The sequence below is a fragment of the Stenotrophomonas maltophilia genome (assembly GCF_023518235.1).
Classification (GTDB): domain Bacteria; phylum Pseudomonadota; class Gammaproteobacteria; order Xanthomonadales; family Xanthomonadaceae; genus Stenotrophomonas.
Genome location: NZ_CP090423.1, coordinates 1,193,123 through 1,206,543, shown reverse-complemented (window position 1 = coordinate 1,206,543; position 13,421 = coordinate 1,193,123). Strand labels below are relative to the sequence as shown.

General features: G+C 66.8%; 15 protein-coding genes. 3 read left to right on the top strand and 12 right to left on the bottom strand.

From position 1 onward, the window contains the following. Positions 1-106: 106 nt before the first annotated feature. The 12 genes from flgL to LZ605_RS05670 form a co-directional block, all read right to left on the bottom strand. Complete coding sequence (gene flgL, locus LZ605_RS05725) at positions 107-1,309, bottom strand: flagellar hook-associated protein FlgL (RefSeq protein ID WP_249844066.1); 1,203 nt, start codon at positions 1,307-1,309, stop codon at positions 107-109. Next, the gene (gene flgK / locus LZ605_RS05720) at positions 1,306-3,186 is read right to left on the bottom strand and encodes a flagellar hook-associated protein FlgK (RefSeq protein ID WP_249844065.1); all 1,881 of its coding nucleotides are present in this window, start codon (positions 3,184-3,186) and stop codon (positions 1,306-1,308) included. Before flgK ends, flgL begins: the two co-directional genes overlap by 4 nt. A gap of 8 nt (positions 3,187-3,194) precedes the next feature. Then, positions 3,195-4,394: a flagellar assembly peptidoglycan hydrolase FlgJ gene (gene flgJ / locus LZ605_RS05715; protein WP_249844064.1), complete on the bottom strand. Its 1,200-nt coding sequence runs from the start codon at positions 4,392-4,394 to the stop codon at positions 3,195-3,197. Position 4,395: 1 nt separating this feature from the next. Continuing rightward, the gene (locus LZ605_RS05710; RefSeq protein WP_249844063.1) at positions 4,396-5,538 is read right to left on the bottom strand and encodes a flagellar basal body P-ring protein FlgI; all 1,143 of its coding nucleotides are present in this window, start codon (positions 5,536-5,538) and stop codon (positions 4,396-4,398) included. Between the two features lie 2 nt (positions 5,539-5,540). Then, complete coding sequence (gene flgH, locus LZ605_RS05705) at positions 5,541-6,233, bottom strand: flagellar basal body L-ring protein FlgH (RefSeq protein WP_107230471.1); 693 nt, start codon at positions 6,231-6,233, stop codon at positions 5,541-5,543. Between the two features lie 22 nt (positions 6,234-6,255). Next, positions 6,256-7,041, bottom strand: coding sequence for a flagellar basal-body rod protein FlgG (gene flgG, locus LZ605_RS05700; RefSeq protein ID WP_005416457.1), 786 nt, complete (start codon positions 7,039-7,041; stop codon positions 6,256-6,258). A gap of 102 nt (positions 7,042-7,143) precedes the next feature. Continuing rightward, positions 7,144-7,893 carry a flagellar basal body rod protein FlgF gene (locus tag LZ605_RS05695; protein ID WP_057498420.1) on the bottom strand — a complete coding sequence of 250 codons (750 nt, stop codon included), beginning with the start codon at positions 7,891-7,893 and terminating at the stop codon, positions 7,144-7,146. A gap of 32 nt (positions 7,894-7,925) precedes the next feature. Beyond that, positions 7,926-9,149, bottom strand: coding sequence for a flagellar hook protein FlgE (gene flgE, locus LZ605_RS05690; RefSeq protein ID WP_249844062.1), 1,224 nt, complete (start codon positions 9,147-9,149; stop codon positions 7,926-7,928). A 32-nt stretch (positions 9,150-9,181) separates the two neighbouring features. Further along, positions 9,182-9,865, bottom strand: a complete 684-nt coding sequence (locus tag LZ605_RS05685) for a flagellar hook capping FlgD N-terminal domain-containing protein (RefSeq protein WP_014647064.1) — start codon at positions 9,863-9,865, stop codon at positions 9,182-9,184. A gap of 23 nt (positions 9,866-9,888) precedes the next feature. After that, complete coding sequence (flgC, locus tag LZ605_RS05680) at positions 9,889-10,296, bottom strand: flagellar basal body rod protein FlgC (RefSeq protein WP_005416461.1); 408 nt, start codon at positions 10,294-10,296, stop codon at positions 9,889-9,891. Between the two features lie 3 nt (positions 10,297-10,299). Further along, the gene (flgB, locus tag LZ605_RS05675; protein ID WP_107230473.1) at positions 10,300-10,695 is read right to left on the bottom strand and encodes a flagellar basal body rod protein FlgB; all 396 of its coding nucleotides are present in this window, start codon (positions 10,693-10,695) and stop codon (positions 10,300-10,302) included. A gap of 138 nt (positions 10,696-10,833) precedes the next feature. Next, positions 10,834-11,778, bottom strand: a complete 945-nt coding sequence (locus LZ605_RS05670; protein ID WP_107230869.1) for a chemotaxis protein — start codon at positions 11,776-11,778, stop codon at positions 10,834-10,836. Positions 11,779-11,998: 220 nt separating this feature from the next. On the opposite strand from LZ605_RS05670, the gene flgA reads away from it, so the two are divergent. The 3 genes from flgA (at position 11,999) to LZ605_RS05655 (ending at position 13,371) form a co-directional block, all read left to right on the top strand. Next, positions 11,999-12,655 carry a flagellar basal body P-ring formation chaperone FlgA gene (gene flgA / locus LZ605_RS05665; RefSeq protein ID WP_249844061.1) on the top strand — a complete coding sequence of 219 codons (657 nt, stop codon included), beginning with the start codon at positions 11,999-12,001 and terminating at the stop codon, positions 12,653-12,655. 75 nt (positions 12,656-12,730) lie between these two features. Further along, on the top strand, positions 12,731-13,036 hold the full coding sequence (gene flgM / locus LZ605_RS05660) for a flagellar biosynthesis anti-sigma factor FlgM (RefSeq protein WP_107230475.1): 306 nt from the start codon (positions 12,731-12,733) through the stop codon (positions 13,034-13,036). Then, a complete protein-coding gene (locus LZ605_RS05655; RefSeq protein ID WP_249844060.1) occupies positions 13,033-13,371 on the top strand; it encodes a flagellar protein FlgN in 339 nt (112 codons plus the stop codon). Before flgM ends, LZ605_RS05655 begins: the two co-directional genes overlap by 4 nt. Positions 13,372-13,421: the final 50 nt, after the last annotated feature.

Here is a 13,421-nt window from a genome sequence, read left to right as displayed (position 1 = left end):
AATGGCGCAGGCCGCGCCCGGCGAGTGCTGCAGCAGGGCCATCCAGAAACGAAAAAGGCCGCGATGCAGGGCATCGCGGCCTTTCAGGGCTGACGCGGAAGCGGCGTCAGCGGATCTTGTTGAACAACGACATCGACTGCATCTGCGAGAAGATCGTCTGCGCCGCCTGCAGTGCGGTGCTTTGCAACTGGTACTGGCTCAAAGCATCGGCGTAGTCCAGGTCGCGCATCTGCGACAGCGTGGTCTTCAGGGTCACGCTGTTGGCCTCGCGCATGTCGGCCGCGTTGTCCAGCGCCTTCAGCTGCGCGCCACCGGCGGCGCGCGAATCGATCATCCGTTCCGACGCACGAGCAACATCGCGCAACGCGCTCTGCAACTCGTTCTGCTGCGCGGACATCTTGGCGGTGGTGCCGGTGTCGGCATCCAGTGCGGCAATCAGCTTGTCCATGGTGTCGAAGATGTCGCGGCTGGTGGCCGGCTTGACGTTGAAGCTGTCGCCGGCCGCGGGCGCGCCGGTGAGCTGCAGGCGCACGCCGTTCACTTCGATGTTGTCGCCGGCCTTGTAGGTGCCGGTGCCGGTCACGTTGCCGGCACCGTCCAGCACCTGGTACTGGTCGGCGGCGGTGAAGCGGATGCTGAACGACTGTCCGTTCCAGCTGTCACTGCCATCGCGGGTGATGTTGGTCAGCACGCCATTGCCGGTGTTGCCGGCCGCGGCATTGCCGTCGACGAAGCCATCGCCGGTGGGAATGCGCATAAAGATCTCGCTGCCGGGCAGCGCATCGCGCACGTAGGTATCCGGGCCGACTTCGATCTGGCGCTGGGTCTGGTCGCCACGGTAGACCACCTTGCCGTTGATCTTGGCAAAGGGCGGATCGCCGTCGTTGGTGCCGCCGAACACGTAGCGGCCGGTGCCATCGTCGGCGTTGGCCAGCGACAGCAGGCCGTCGCGGATCTGGTTCAACTCGGTGATCAGCGTCTTCTTGTCGGCCGCGCTCAGCGCCGGGTTGCTGGCCTGGATGGTCAGGTCGTTGACGCGGGTCATCAGGTCGTTGACCTGGGCCAGGGTGTTTTCCTGCACGCCCAAGCGGTTCTGCACGTTGCCGGCGTTGAGCTTCATGCGCTCCAGCGCTGCCAGGCTGCGATCAAGCCCGACCGCGGCGCCGGCGCCGACCGGATCGTCCTTGGCGCTGACGATCTTGCTGCCGGTGGCGATCTGCTGCTCCAGATGGCTGAGCTTGGCCTGCTTGGCCATCATCAGCGACACCGACTGGTTGTACATCATTCCGGTGGAGATACGGGTGCTCATCGGCGCACGGCTCCCAGGATGGTCTGGAACATGCTGTCGGCGGTGGAGATCAGCTGCGACGCCGCCTGGTAGGCCTGCTGCAGGCGAAGCATGTCAGCGGCTTCCTCGTCCAGGTTGACGCCGGACACTTCATCTCGTGCGGCCTGCGCCTTGTCATTGATCACCAGCTGCGCATCCAGCGAATACTCGGCCGAGCGCGCAGCGGCGCCGACCTGGGTGGTCAGCCCACCCAGTGCACCGTTGAGGGTGACCGTGCCGCTGTTGAAGGCCTTTGCGCTCTCCACCTTGGCCAGCCGGGTCGCATTGCTGTTGTCGGACGAGCCGGCCGGGGTCGGGGTGATGTTGAAGGTGTCACCGACCTTGGGCGCACCGTCGAGCACGAAGCTCCAGCCGTTGGCGCTGATGGTCTGGCCGGGGGTGTAGGTCTGCGGGGGGCCGCCGTCGATGGTGTAGGTGGTGGCCGAGGTGAACACGATCGCAGCCGGATTACGCAGGTTGGCATTGCTGGCGTCGGTCACGGTGACACCGCTCAGCTTGCCGGTGCCGGTGTTGGCGGTGGCTGCGGCACCCTTCACCGCAGCGGCGGCCGCGATCCGCGACGGATCGGTGATCGCCACTTCCAGGCTGCCAGCGACGCCGGCGGTGGGCTGCAGCAGGAAGCGATCGTTGGCGGCCGGCGTACCACCGACCACCAGCTGCACACCGTTGATCACCAGCGGGTCGGCGGCGGTGCCGGTGCCGGTCAGCGGAATGCTGGCGCCGGTATCGGCGCGGCTGGCCTTCCAGTTGCTGCCGTCGAACTGCAGCACCACGTTCTGCGCGTCGAGCTTGCCCAGGTCGCCATAGGTGGCGCTGAGACTGGCGGTGCCGGTGTTGCTGGTGTTGCCGGTGACGCGCGGGTTGCCGATGTTGAAGAAGTCGCCACCGAGCTGGCCGTACAGGTCAACGCCCTGGTGATGGGCCTGGTTGAAGCTCTCGGCCAGGCCCACCGCCAGCTTGCCCAGTTCGGCCTGGGCCGGGGTCAGCACCGTATCGCGGAACTCCAGCAGGCCACCGATCTGGCCGCCCACGGCCTTGGGGTCCAGGCGGATGGTGTTGCCCTGGGTTTCCAGCGCCAGCTGCAGGCGCTCGGGCTGGTAGGGGTCGGCCACGGTGGTGACCTTGGTGGCCGTGGTGCCCACCACCAGCGCGTTGCCGCCGGCGGTGTAGACGTTCATGATGCCGCCGTCCTGGATGACCGCGGTGCCGCCGGTGTAGCCGATCAGCTGGGTGATGAGCTGGTCACGACGGTCGAGCAGATCCGGTGCGGCGGTGGCCAGGTTGGTGCCGATCGCCCCGTTGATCTGCGCGATTTCCTGCGCCAGCCGGTTGACCTCGGTGGCACCGGCCAGCAGACCGTTGTTGACTTCACTGTTGAGGTTGTTCAGCTGCGTGTTGAGCTGCACGAAACGGTTGGCCAGGGTCTTGCCGCCATCGAGCATGTTCTGGCGGTCGGCGGTGCCGGCGGCGTTGGAGGACAGGCCGCTGACCGAGTCGAAGAAGTTCGACCACACGCCCGAGACATTGGTGGCCGCATCGGAGAACAGCGCATTGACCCGGTCAGCCATGCCTGAAAGCTGCTTCAGGCGCGCCAGTTCGCCACTGCTGTCGAGCAGGCGCGAAATCGCCAGCTGGTCGGCCGTGCGGCGGATGTCGGTGATGCGGGTGCCGTTGCCGACCGTGCCGTAGCCGTAGTTCTGCGGATCGGCGGTGGCGAAGTCGACCTTCTGCCGGCTGTAGCCGGGGGTATTGAGGTTGGCCACATTGTGGCTGGTGGTCGCCAACGCACGCTGGAAGGCGAGCAGGGCACCAGTACCGGTGGAAAGTACGCTGGACATGGGGTTCCTCAACGACGGGTGATACCCAGCGCCGCGGTCGCGGTGCTGGCGAAGGTCTGGCCAAGGCGTGAGCCGGCATCGGCCACGGCGGCGACAGCGCGCTCGATGGTCGGGCCGCCGGCGATGGCGGCGATCTTGGCGGCGTAGCGCGGGTCGGTGGCATAGCCGGCGCGCTGCAGGCCACGGGCGAAGCCCTGCACGTCGGTGCCGGCCTGCAGAGCCTGCTGGTAGCGCGGGCTGGTCTTCAGCAGGCGCACGTAGTCGGCGAAGCTTTCGGCCGGCGAGCTGTAGGCACGGAAGCTGGCGGTCTCGTTGCGGCGCACGCCATCGACGTACTCATGGGTGCCGGCCACGGCGCGCTGGCCGTTCCAGCCGGTGGCCTTGATGCCGAACAGGTTGTGCGAGGTGCTGCCGTCGGCGTGCTTGATCTGGCGCTTGCCCCAGCCGGTTTCCAGCGCGGCCTGGGCGACCAGTGCGCGGGCGTCCACGCCCAGCTCCTTGGCCGCGCTCTGCGCGTGCTGCCAGATGCTGGCCACGAAGCCTTCCGGCGTGTGCGCGCCCAGCTGGGCGACAGCGGTACGGGTGGCCATCGCATCGGCCGGGCTGACCGCGGTACCGCGATTGCTGGCGGTGGCCGCCCACTGGTCGTTGTTGGCGGCCCAGTCCTCACCCTGCAGGCCACCGATGTACGGATCTTCGGTGCCCAGCGAGCGATGCATGCTGCTGCTCTCGCGGCCGGCGATGAGGTCCAGGGCCTGCGCCATCGGGGCCAGCGCGGCCTGTGCGCCGCCCTGTGCGCCGGCGGCCATCTGCTGCAGCAGGCGCACGGCCTGGCTGCCGTCTTCCAGCGGCAGCGCCGGTGCCGGGCGCGCCGGTGCGTTGAGTTGGTATGCACGGCTGGCCTTGGCCGGGTCCACGCGGGTATCCAGTGCCGGGCCTTCGGCGGCCTGGCCGGACAGCTGGCGGGCAATCATCCCCGACAGCCCCAGGCCCTTGCCGCGGGTCATTGCCTCGGCAATCTTCTGGTCGTACATGTCGCGGAACATCTTGTTCTCGCCGGGAAACAGCGAGTCGCCGAAGCTGGCATCACGCATGCTCTTGACCAGCATCTGCGCGAACTGGCCTTCCAGCTGGCGCGCGACCTTGTCGATCTTGGCCGGGTCGTTCTGCTGTGCGGGATTCAGATCGAATGCGGGAGTGATGCGCATGTCAGATCACCTCGAGCTCGGCACTCAATGCGCCGGCCTGCTTCAGGGCTTCCAGGATCGCAATCAGGTCGCCCGGCGCGGCCCCCACCGCATTCACCGCATGCACGATCTCGTCCAGCGTGGTACCGCCGCTGAACTTGAACATGCGGCTGCCATCGTTGGTGGCGGTGATGGTGGACTGCGGGCTGGCCACGGTGCGTCCACCGGACAAGGCATTGGGCTGGCTGACGTTGGTGTTTTCCTGGATCGTGACAGTCAGCGAGCCGTGCGAGATCGCCGCCGGGCCGACCCGTACCTGCTGGCCGATGACCACGGTGCCGGTACGCGAATTGACCACCACCTTGGCCGGAGCGCTGCCCGGGGTCAGTTCCAGGTTCTCGATGCGGGCCAGCAGGCCGATGCGCGCGCCCGGGTCGGTCGGTGCGGTCACGGCCACGGTCACGCCATCGACCGCGCGCGCAGCGCCTTCGCCGAACGCGTTGTTGAGCGCAGCGACCATCCGCGAGACGGTGGTGAAATCGTTGTTGTGCAGGTTCAGGGTGATGTCGCCGCCATTGGCCAGCGGATCGGGGAGGGCGCGCTCGACGGTGGCGCCATTGGGAATGCGGCCGACACTGGGCACGTTGACCGAGACCCGCGAACCGTCCTTGCCCTGGGCGCCGAAGCCACCCACGATCAGGTTGCCCTGCGCGATGGCGTAGATCTGGCCGTCGGCACCGCGCAGCGGCGCCATCAGCAGCGAACCGCCACGCAGCGACACCGCGTTGCCGATCGAAGAGACGGTGATGTCGATCGGCTGGCCCGGCTTGGCGAACGGCGGCAGTTCGGCGTGGATCGCCACGGCCGCTACGTTCTTCAGCTGCGGGTTGACGTTTGCTGGCACGTTCACGCCCAGCTCGCCGAGCAGGTTCTTCAGGCTCTGCACCGTAAAGGGTGCCTGGCTGGTGCGATCACCGCTGCCATCCAGGCCGACCACCAGGCCGTAGCCCACCAGCGCGTTGCCGCGCACGCCACCGACCTGGGCCAGGTCCTTGATGCGCTCGGCGCTGGCGGGGGCGACCATTGCCATCACCAGGAAAACCGATGCGTGGAGCGACGCTACGCGTCGCTGCCAGGAAGAAGAGGAGAAGAGTTTCATGGCCATACTCAGAACGGCGTCAGCCCGGAGTTGAAGAAGCGGCTCAGCCAGCCCATCGCATTGGACTGCGCAACCGGGCCGCGACCGCCGTAGACGATGCGCGCTTCGGCCACGCGGCTGGAGGGAATGGTGTTGTCCTGGCTGATGTCGCCCGGGCGCACGATGCCCTGTACCTGCACCAGTTCGTCGCCCTGGTTCAGCCGCAGGTTCTTCTGCCCCTGTACCACCAGGTTGCCGTTGGGCAGGCGCTGGATCACCGTGACCGTGACATTGCCCTGCAGGCGGTTGCTCTGCGCGCTGTTGCCCTTGCCACTGAAATCACGCTTGCCTTCCGCACTGGCGCTGAGGATGTCCTTGCCGCCCAGGGTGACCGGCGCACCGAAGATGCTCGGGCTGCCCAGGCTCAGGTTGGATTCCTTGTTGGTGGCGGTGTTGGCGCTGGTCTGCGCGGTGGTGTTTTCCAGCAGCGTGATGGTCAGCAGGTCGCCGACGTCGCGCGCGCGCCGGTCCGAGTACAGCTGCAGGGTCGGGCCGGCGGCATAGATCGCACCGGCAGTTGGCGCGGCCTGCGGCGGCATGATCGGCTGGATCGGTGCCATCGCCGCGTAGGGACGCACGTCGCCGGCGATCACGCAGCCACCGAGCAGGGCGACCACAGCGCAGGCCAGGGCAGTGCGGGCGAAGTTGGAAATGGACGACATGGCGGTTCCCCGGTTGGGCCGGTCAGATCTTGTTGTTGAGGTAGCCGAGCATCGAGTCGGTGGTGGAGATCGCCTTGGCGTTCATTTCGTAGGCGCGCTGGGTTTCGATCATCGACACCAGCTCTTCCACCACGTTGACGTTGCTGCCTTCCAGCGCACCCTGCACCACGGTGCCCAGGCCGTTCAGGCCGGGATTGCCGTTCTGCGCCGGACCCGATGCGGTGGTTTCCAGGAACAGATTCTCGCCACGGGCCTGCAGGCCGGCCGGGTTGACGAAGTCGGTCAGGGTCAATGCACCCACTTCCACCGAGGCGGCGTTGTCGGCCATCTTCACGCTGATGGTGCCGTCGCTGCCGATGGTCACCGACTGCGCACCTTCGGGAATCTGGATGCCCGGCTGCACCGGATAGCCGCTGTTGGTCACCAGCTCGCTGTCCTGGTTGATCTTGAACGAACCGTCGCGGGTGTAGGCCGAGCTGCCGTCGGGCATCTGCACTTCGAAGAAGCCACGGCCGTTGACCATCACGTCCAGTGCGCGTCCGGTCTGCTGCTGGCCACCTTGTTCAAAGTTCTTGGCGGTGGCGACCACGCGCACGCCGGTGCCCAGCTGCAGGCCGGTCGGCAGCTGCGTCTGTGCCGAAGAGGAACCGCCGGGCTGGCGCACCTGCTGGTACAGCAGGTCCTCGAAGCTGGCACGGTCCTGCTTGAAGCCGGTGGTGTTGGTGTTGGCGAGATTGTTGGAAACCACCGACATGCGCATCTGCTGCGCATCCAGTCCGGTTTTCGCGATCCACAATGCCTGGTTCATCTTCGCTGTCCTGTCTGGTGAAGCCGGCCGCGTGGTGCGGCCCTTGGTAGGGGGTGTGCAAGCGGTGTGCCAGCGCCGGTGCCTGCCGGTGCCGGAATTCCGTCAGCTGCCCAGGCGCAGCAGGCTGTTGGCGCTGCGCGCGTTGTCATCGCCGTGCTTGATCACCTGCACCTGCATTTCGTACTGGCGTTGCAGCTGGATCATCTGCACCAGTGCGCCGGCGGCATCGACGTTGCTGCCCTCCAGCTGGCCGCTGTGCACCGCCGTACCCTGGGCGGGAGCGAACGGCTGGCGCGGGTCGGTGTTGCGGAACAGGCCATCCAGGCCGCGCTCAAGGCGCTCGTCCGGGGCCTGTACCACCTTGATCCGGCCGATCTGCGCCATCGTCTGCGGGCCTTCGCCCTGCGGGATGATCGAGATCGTGCCGTCGGCGCCGATCTCCATCGCCTGGTAGGGCGGAATGGCGATCGGGTTGTTGTTGTCATCCAGCACCGTGCGCCCACCGGAGGTCACCAGCTGGCCGTTCGGCGTCACCGACAGGGCGGCGCCGCGCGTATACGCTTCGCTGCCGTCGCTGGCCTGCACCGCCAGCCAGGTGCCGCTCTGCAGCGCCAGGTCCAGCGGCTTGCCGGTGATGTGCTGCGCGCCGGGCCGGCGGTTGAAGCCGGCGTCGACGTGCAGCGCATCCACCCGCGAGGCAAAGCCCGGGCCGCGGATCGGGAAGGCTTCGGTGTTGGCCAGCGCTTCCTTGAAGCCGGGGGTGTCCGAGTTGGCGAGGTTGTGGCTGAGCGTTCCCTGCGCCTGCAGGGAGGCGCGGGCACCGGTCATCGCCACGTAAAGGGCTTTATCCATGCGGGGAGTTCCGTGACAGGGTCAGCGGGTCATCAACGGATGTTGATGACCGTCTGGGTGATCTGGTCCTGGGTGGTGATCATCTGCGCGTTGGCCTGGAAGTTGCGCTGCGCGGTGATCATGTTGACCAGCTGCTCGGTGAGATCCACGGTGGACGCCTCCAGCGAACCGGCCTGGATCTTGCCGAGGTTGGAGGTGTCGGGCATGCCGGTGCGCGGCGTACCCGATTCGAAGGTCTCCACCCACAGATTGTTGCCCTTCGATTCCAGGCCCTGGGTGTTGTTGAAGGTGGTCAGCGCGACCTGGCCCAGCGGCTTGTCGTCGCCGTTGGAATAGCGTGCGTAGACCACACCCGATTCGGACACGGTGATCTCGTTGAGCTTGCCGGCGGCATAGCCGTCCTGCTGCGTGTTGCGCAGCGCGAACTTCTCGCCGTACTGGGTCGAGCCGCCGATATCCAGCGTCATGTTCAGCTGGCCGGCACCGGTGGTCGGGGTGAAGGTGCCCAGGCTGACCTTGCCGTTGGCCGGGCTGGTCAGCTTGCCGCTGTTGTCGAAGGTGACCGTCGTGGGGGTGCCGGCCGGCTGGCCGTCCACGTAATTGCGCACGGTCCACTCGTTCGGGTTGGCGCCCTTGACGAAGTAGGAGACCTGGATATGGCTCACGCCCAGCGAGTCGTACACGGTGATGCCGCCGCTGGAGTGGTTGTAGCTGTTGGAGTCGGTCGGATCGAAGGTGGCGACCGTCGGCTGCTTGGCATTGGCCGGCAGGGTGAAGCCGACCTTCACTTCGCTGGTCTGCTTCGGCGGGCTGTCGGTGGTCAGCAGCTGCAGGTCGACCAGGCGGCCTGCATCGAAATTGGTGCCGTCGGCATTCGGCGCGAACACCTGCAGGCGTGCGCCCTGCGGGTTGACCACATAGCCGGACGAGTCGGTCTGGAAGTTGCCGGCGCGCGAGTACACGCGCGAGCCGTTCATGTTCATGGTGAAGAAGCCCTCACCGGAAATGGCCATGTCCAGGCTGCGCCCGGTCTGTTCGTTGTGGCCCTGGATGAACTGCTGGGCGACGTTGGAAACGCGCACGCCCGAGCCGGTCTGGTTGGTCGACAGGCCATAGCTGGTGGAGGCGAAAAGGTCGGCGAACTCGGCACGCGACTGCTTGAAGCCGGTGGTGTTGACGTTGGCCACGTTGTTGGCGGTGACGCTCAGGTCGGTGTTGGCGGCATTGATGCCGGACAGCGAGACATTGAAGCCCATGGGATGCTCCTGGTTGATGCGGAATGTGCGGCTCAGCTGACGCGGAGCACGTAGTCGATCGGGGCCGTACCCAGGCCCTTGAGGTTCAGGTACAGGCCGTCGGAACCGACGGTCACGCTTTCCACCGGCGCCTGCACATAAGTGGACAGCTTGGTGCTCTTGCCGGCGGTGTCGACGTGGTTGGCGACGATGGAATACTTGCCCGGTTCCATGCGCTTGCCGTTGGCATCCTTGCCGTCCCACTGGAAGGCGGTCTCGCCGGCGGCCTTGGCTTCCACGCTCAGCGAGGTGACCTTGGCGCCGTTGGCGTCGGTGATGTCCACGGTGATGATGCCGGCCGACGGCGCGGCCACCGTGCCTTCCACGTTGCCTTCCTTCTCCAGCACCAGTTTTTCAGAGGGCACCAGCACCTGATGGCCGACCAGCGCGGCACCCCGCAGCACCTGGTCGCTGGCCATCGACTCCTGGAAGCCCTTGACCGTCTTGTTCAGATCGGTGATGCCCTGCACGGTCGACATCTGCGCCATCTGCGCAACCATCTGCGTGTTGTCCATCGGCTTGAGCGGATCCTGGTGCTGCAGCTGCTCGGTCATCAGGCGCAGGAAGTCGGCCTGGTCCAGCGTGTTCTTCTTCTTGGTCGCGTTGCTGTTGGGGGCGTTCAGGCCGAGAGCACTGTAGACGTCCTGGCTGGTCTGGTTGTTGACGGCGGTGGTCATGGCGGTATCCGGTACTGCGGGCCTCAACGGCCCATGGTCAGGGTGGCCAGGGCCAGTTCCTTGGCGGTGGTCAGCATCTCCACGCCGGCCTGGTAGTTGCGCGAGGTCGAGATCAGGTTGACCATCTGCGCCACCGGATCGACGTCGGGCTGGTAGATGTAGCCATCGGCATCGGCCAGCGGGTGGCCCGGCTCGTAGCGCTTGATCGGCGCTGCTTCGCTCTGGGTGATCTCCTTGACCTTCACCGAAGTGATGTTCGGATCGTTCTTGCTGGTGACGGCCTGGAAGATCGGCTCCAGCGGCTTGTACACGGCGTCGGCGGAACCGGCGACGGTGTCGGCGTTGGAGAGGTTGGAGGCGATGGTGCTCATGCGCACCGATTGCGCCTGCAGTGCGGAGCCGGCGATATCGAAGATCGGCAGGTTGCTCATGGCTTATTGCCCCGTGATCGCGGTCAGCATGGAACGCACCTTGCTCTCGACGAAGCTGAGCGAGGCGCGGTATTCCAGGGCGGCACGGCCATAGGCCGCACGCTCGGCATCGGGGTCGACGGTGTTGCCGTCCAGGCTGGGCTGCACCCCTTCACGGGCCACCTGGAACGGGTTCAGGCCACTACTGATTTCGTAGTGCTGTTCGTTGGTGGTGGTCATCAGGCCGTTGGCATTCTGGCCCTGGGCGTGGCGCAGGGCGGCATCGAAGTCCAGGTCCTGGGCCTTGTAGCCGGGAGTGTCGGCATTGCCGAGGTTGCTGGCGATCAGCTTCATCCGCTGTTCGCGCAACGGCATGGCCTGGGCGTGGACGCCCAGGTAGTCGGTAATCAGGTTGCGCACGGTGCACTCCCACGGGAACGTTGCCCGGGAAGCTGCAAGGGGTGTGCCAAATTCGAGAGGGTAGTGCCGGCCGCTGGCCGGCTCCCCGATATGTCTGCGGCTGCCGGCCAGCGGCCGGCACTACCGGATCAGCGCGCCTTACGCCGCCAGCGCCACCTTGCGCAGTCGGTCCAGCACGAAGTCGGCCAGCTCGTGCGGCGAGTACTTGGCGACGAAGGCGTTGGCGCCAACGCGCTCGACCATCGCATTGTTGAATACGCCCGACAGCGAGGTGTGCAGCAGCACATACAGGCCGGCCAGGCCCGGATGGCGCCGGATTTCCGTCGTCAGCGTGTAGCCGTCCATGGCCGGCATCTCGATGTCCGAAATGACCATGGCGTAGCGCTCGGCCGGGTTTTCACCGGAGGCATGGATCTGCAGCAGATGGTCCAGTGCCTGTTTGCCATCGGAGAGCAGGGTGGCGCCCACGCCCAGCTGGTCCAGTACGCTGCGGATCTGCTGGCGGGCCACGCGCGAGTCGTCCACCACCAGCACCTGCAGCTGCGGGCCATCGGCCGGCATCGCCATGGCCGGATCCAGCACGGCTTCGCCGCGGACCTGGGCAATGTCGGCCAGCACGCTTTCCACGTCGATCACCTGGATCAGCTCGCCCTGGAAGCGGGTCACCGCGGTCAGGTAGCTGGATTCGGCGCCCAGTTCCGGCGGCGGATGGATGTCTTCCACCGCGATGTTGACGATGCGCTCCACGCCGCTGACCAGGAAGCCCTGGATCGAACGGTTGAATTCGGTCACCACCAGGTAGCCGGGCGACGTATCCGCATCGGGTTCACGTTCGGGGTGGCCGATCGCCAGGCCCAGGTCCAGCACCGGCACCGAGCGCCCGCGGACATCGGCAACGCCGGCAAACTGGCTCGGCAGCCCGGGCACCTGGAACAGTTCCGGGCGACGCAGGACTTCCTGCACCTTGAAGACGTTGACGCCAAAAAGCTGACGTCCGCCGAGACGGAACAGCAGCAGCGCCAGGCGATTGTGGCCGGCCAGTCGGGTCCGCTGGTCGATCCGGTTGAGCAGGTCATGGGACATGGCTGCTGTATCGGCGCCGCAGCGGCGGAACTTGAGGGTGGTCTGCCACACGCGTGCTCTGCACCGCCTTTATGGCGTCGCGCCATGCTCGTCCCTGCCTCTGTAGCGTCGAGCTGGCTCGACTGGCCATGAAAGCAGTAGAGCACGCTCGACTCGACACAAGCCCCTCTGGCACACCCCTTGCACGCTCCTGGGCCAGATCCCCTCGACAGGAGGCGCCATGCGCCGGGTCACAACGCTATTTGCCATCGCGCTGGCCGCGGCCTCGCCATGGGCGGCCGCTGCCGACTGGCAACCGGTCGCCAGCATCCGCACGGCGGCCTTGTCGACGCTGCCGGCCGGCAGCGAAGGCGAGGCGCAGGTGGCCGATGCGCTGCGCCTGCCCAAGTGCGGCGGTGCGCTGCAGGTGCAGCCCACCGCCAACACCACCGTAGAGGTCAGCTGCCCGGATGCGGGGGGCTGGCGGTTGTTCGTACCGGTGAAGGTGCGGCGCAACCAGACCGTACTGGTGCTCAATCGCGGAATCGGTACTGGAGAAACCCTCACCGCCGCCGATATCACCACTGCCCAGCGTGACGCCGCCCGGATAGCCGGCGCGGTGCTGGCCGATCCCAACGCGGCGATCGGCCGCATCGCCCGCCGACCGTTGCAGGCCGGGGCCCTGCTGTCGAACAACGATCTGGTGGTGCAGCGTCTCATCAAGAGAGGAGACAATGTCGCACTGGTGTCGCGTCGCGGCTCGGTCGAGGTCCGCATTGCCGGCCGCGCAATGGGCGATGCCGGTGAGAACGAACGGGTCTCGGTGGAGAACCTGTCCTCGCGGCGGATCGTGCAGGGCACGGTCGATGCCGCAGGTGACGTAATCGTGGCGCGTTGATTTAGTGCAAGAAATCCCTAAAGATCACGGCCCTGCGGCCGTTATCCCTTGTGAACGGCAACTCCAGGACACCCCATGAGCCAGAAAATCGACGGCAACCTGCAGGTCCCCCAGGCACTGCGCAGCGTGACGACCCCGGCCAGCAAGCCCGGCGTCAGCAGCGATTCGCCGGCACGCCCGGTCGAGGCGGCCGACAGCCTGCGCCTGACCGGCGAGGCCACCAATCTGCAGGCCATCGAGCGTGAGCTGAGCACCGCGCCGGCCATCGACGCCCAGCGCGTGGCGGCCGTGCGCGAATCGCTGCAGAACGGCACCTACAGGATCAATCCGGACGCGATCGCATCGCGCATGCTTGAGCTGGACCAGCAGCTGCAGGGATGACGGCGGCGATGAGCGAGCCGCTGCAGCGCCTTGCCCAGGCCCTGGACGTTGAGCGCCAGGCCCTGGTCGAGCACGACGTGCATGCCCTGATCCGGGCCACCGGAGCCAAGCTGGAAGCGCTGCGGGCGCTGGAAGGCGCGCCGCCGGTCGGGCAGGGCGAGCAGCTGCAGGAACTGGCCGAGCGCAACCGCGCCAACGGCGTGCTGCTCTCGCGGCGCCGCCGTGAGGTCAACTGGGCGCTGCGCCAGCTCGGCCGTACCGAGGACGCCTCGTCCTACGATGCCAAGGGCCAGTCGCACGCGATCATCGCGGGCCGCCCGCTCGCCGTCGCCTGAGGCGACGGCCGATCCACTTTGACGGGCTGAAGCCCGCTGCACGACCGCGT